Here is a 3,126-nt window from a genome sequence, read left to right on the forward strand (position 1 = left end):
ATTTATATATTCATCTATTAATTAAATTAAATAATTATAATAAATATTTTTGGATATAATAAAATTATAAATGATTATTTTAAAAATTAGATGTAGTATAAACTTATTTTTTAAAATAAATAAATATTTCAACAAACCATTAATTCGAAAATTTTCTTTCAGGAATATAATTTTTAATTCTGTTCTATTTTTAGCATGTTTAATTTTAATTTTATTTTATAATTAATTTAATAAAAATTTATCTTTTATTATTCGAAAAAATTTTTTAAATAAATTTATATAAAATAAATAAAATATTACTATTTATAAAAACAAAAAATTAAGAGAATAAAATAATTTAGTAGGTTTAATAAATGATTTTTAAAAATTTCGAAAATAAGAAATATATAGTTGAAATTTGGTAATTGTGATAAAATGGTTAAGAACTGTTTAAATTGTGGGGATGAAAATCCTGATGATGGAATATTTTGTCAAAATTGTGGCTCTACTTTAGATGAAAAGCTAGATGCACCACAAAAGGATGTAAATATTGAAAATAAATCATCTGAAAATAATGCTTTGAATACCTCAAAGTTTGATTCTGAAGAGAATATTTCTAATAACAAGAATATTCCCAATAAAAAGAAGAGTAGTAATAAAAAGCTAATAATTGCTGTTGTTGCAGTTATTGCAGTAATTGCTGTAGGGGCATTTGCTTTAATTTCTTTTTTTGGTCCAACAATTGTAAGTGAAGAAATTGAATTGACTTCTGCAGCATACAAGTTAACTTATGATTCTCATGTAAGTAAATCATATTACATTTACTCTAAATCTGGAAAAAGTCCAAATAAAAATGCTTATATTTTATCTTACAATGGTAAGCTAAAAATAGCTTTGGATACAAAAACTGTTTCTCAAGGTGAAAAATTATCAGAGATTTTAGATTCATATATTAATGGAGATAATGAACATAATGCTACTTATGATCTTGAGTTATCTGCATATGACTCAAATGACAATATAATTAAAACTACTTATAATCCTGGAGTTGCTAATGATAATTGGAATATTGTTACTAAAAAAATAGACCTTTTATTCCTACCTAACCTTATATCTAGTCCTGCTTCAGATATTCTATTAAATGATGCAAGTTTTAAAAATAATATTTTAACTATTGCTTTAAAGGGAAAAGGTGATGAAATAGGTGATGAAGGATTTAGTAGTAAAATTCATAAGATGGATCATATCAATGGAGTTTTGAATATTTATAGCAAACATTTAACCCAAGATGATGCTGGATTTTTCAATTATACACTAAACTTTACAATACCAAAAAATAAAATTTCTGTTAAAAAGAGTTAGTTTTAATTATACAATTTACTTTTAAGATGAGTGTTACTCTTTATTGTTTTTTTTATTTTTTTTTTTTTTTAATTTTTTTCCCAATAATCATGTATATGTGTATGAACTTTCTATTTTTTCTATTGTATCGTTAATGTTGCTTTTTAATATACTTAAATCTTTATTTAATCCGATTAATGTTAAAAATGGCTGATTTTTTTCTAAAACCGCCTCTTTTAATGGTATATCCACTATTTGAATATTATTATTTTTAAAATTATCAGCTTTAAAGCTATTTGAATTTTTTAATCTTTTGCTATTGTTTGGCTCTTTTTCATTATTTATTCCATTAAATTTTATCTTTTCTTCTGTATAAATAATTTTTTTAAAACAGTAAGCTGAAGGATTTTTAATAATGTCTTTTTTATTTTTTGCATTGTAGTATGTTTCATTTAAAATTCCATTAGATGCATCAATATGATATTTTAGTAAGTTAATATTTAATAATTTCTCAACAGATTCGTATGTGCCTTGAAATCTTGGATTAATTTCAATTACATATATCTCTCCATCGTTTAAAATTAAATCTACTCCATTTGATCCAATTAATTTAAAATCAAGTATTAATTGTTCTGAAATTTTTTTAATTTCCTCTAAAATATCTTCATTGTATTTTCCTTTTTCTACTGGTGAGATATTACCACTATATCTAAAATCTAAGTCATAGTCACTATTATAATTTGTTTCTTTTCTATTTCTAGTTGCCGTGATATTTTTACTATTTTTTTTCATTATTTTTAAAAAATAGCTATTGTTTATATTTTCACTTATTAAAATAGTTTTTGATTCATCTGTTGTAGATAAAAGGGAACTACTAAGGTTGTCCCCTTCAATATATTTTTGTAAAATCATAGGAAATTCAATATCTAAAAATTTATCTTCTTCTTTGCTTTTTTTATTATTTTTATTCTTATTTTCTATTAAAAAATTATTGTAATTAATAAGTTTTATTCCATATCCTCCAGAGCCATTAATTTGCTTTAAAATAAATGTTTTTTCTTTATTTTCTTTTAAAAAATCATTTAAATCATCAACAGAGTTTATTTTAATTGTTTGAGGAGTATTATATTTATTTTTAATTTTTTTATAAAATTTATATTTATCTTCTATATTTTTTGTTTTTTTATTTCCAATAATTTTTTTTTTATTTTTTAAATCAATTTTTTCTGGTGAAATTCCCGATGAGAGAATTATATGATCACTTTCCCAAATCCAGTCTTTGCATAAATTTAAAATATCTAAGGAGTTAAATTTTTCTTCAAAAGAACCACATGATTTTTCTGCTTTTTGTTTTAAAACACTTCTAGATTTAAAAGGTTCTTCAAAGTCAGCTGTTTTAAAATAGCTTCCAGAATAGCTTTTATAATTAAGCTTTAAAGCAGAATTTATTAGTGGTCGTGTATTTGTCCCTAGTATTAATAATTTTTCCATTTATTATTATTTATATCTCATCATATAATATTTTTTTTATTTATTTTTTTAGTTTTTTACATTTATTAATCTTTTTTCATTTATTTTTTATTGCTCTTGACATATTAATCATTTATTGATTTAACTAATATTTTTGTGAAAATAAAAATATTATTAATATTTTTAAAAATTTTGTATTATAGTTCTGAAAATAAAGTTCATAAGTAATGATATTTTTTAAAAACTTTTATACTCATTTATTCCTCAATCTAAATAATTATAATATATATTTTTTTAATAATAAAATTATTAAAGATTATTTTANAAATTAAAGAT

Annotated in this window: 2 protein-coding genes; one reads left to right on the forward strand and one right to left on the reverse strand. The window is 20.7% G+C overall.

The genetic code is table 11. The features are described 5' to 3' along the window. Nucleotides 1-414: 414 nt before the first annotated feature. Nucleotides 415-1,341 (forward strand): zinc ribbon domain-containing protein, encoded by a 927-nt coding sequence (locus MBCUR_RS01625; RefSeq protein ID WP_067089408.1) that lies wholly within the window; start codon nucleotides 415-417, stop codon nucleotides 1,339-1,341. An 87-nt stretch (nucleotides 1,342-1,428) separates the two neighbouring features. Here the strand turns inward: MBCUR_RS01625 and MBCUR_RS01630 are convergent, their stop codons facing one another. After that, entirely contained in the window at nucleotides 1,429-2,811 is a 1,383-nt protein-coding gene (locus MBCUR_RS01630; protein ID WP_067089410.1) for an ATP-grasp domain-containing protein, read from the reverse strand. Between the last annotated feature and the right edge of the window lie 315 nt (nucleotides 2,812-3,126).

It is taken from the genome of Methanobrevibacter curvatus (assembly GCF_001639295.1).
Taxonomy (GTDB): domain Archaea; phylum Methanobacteriota; class Methanobacteria; order Methanobacteriales; family Methanobacteriaceae; genus Methanoflexus; species Methanoflexus curvatus.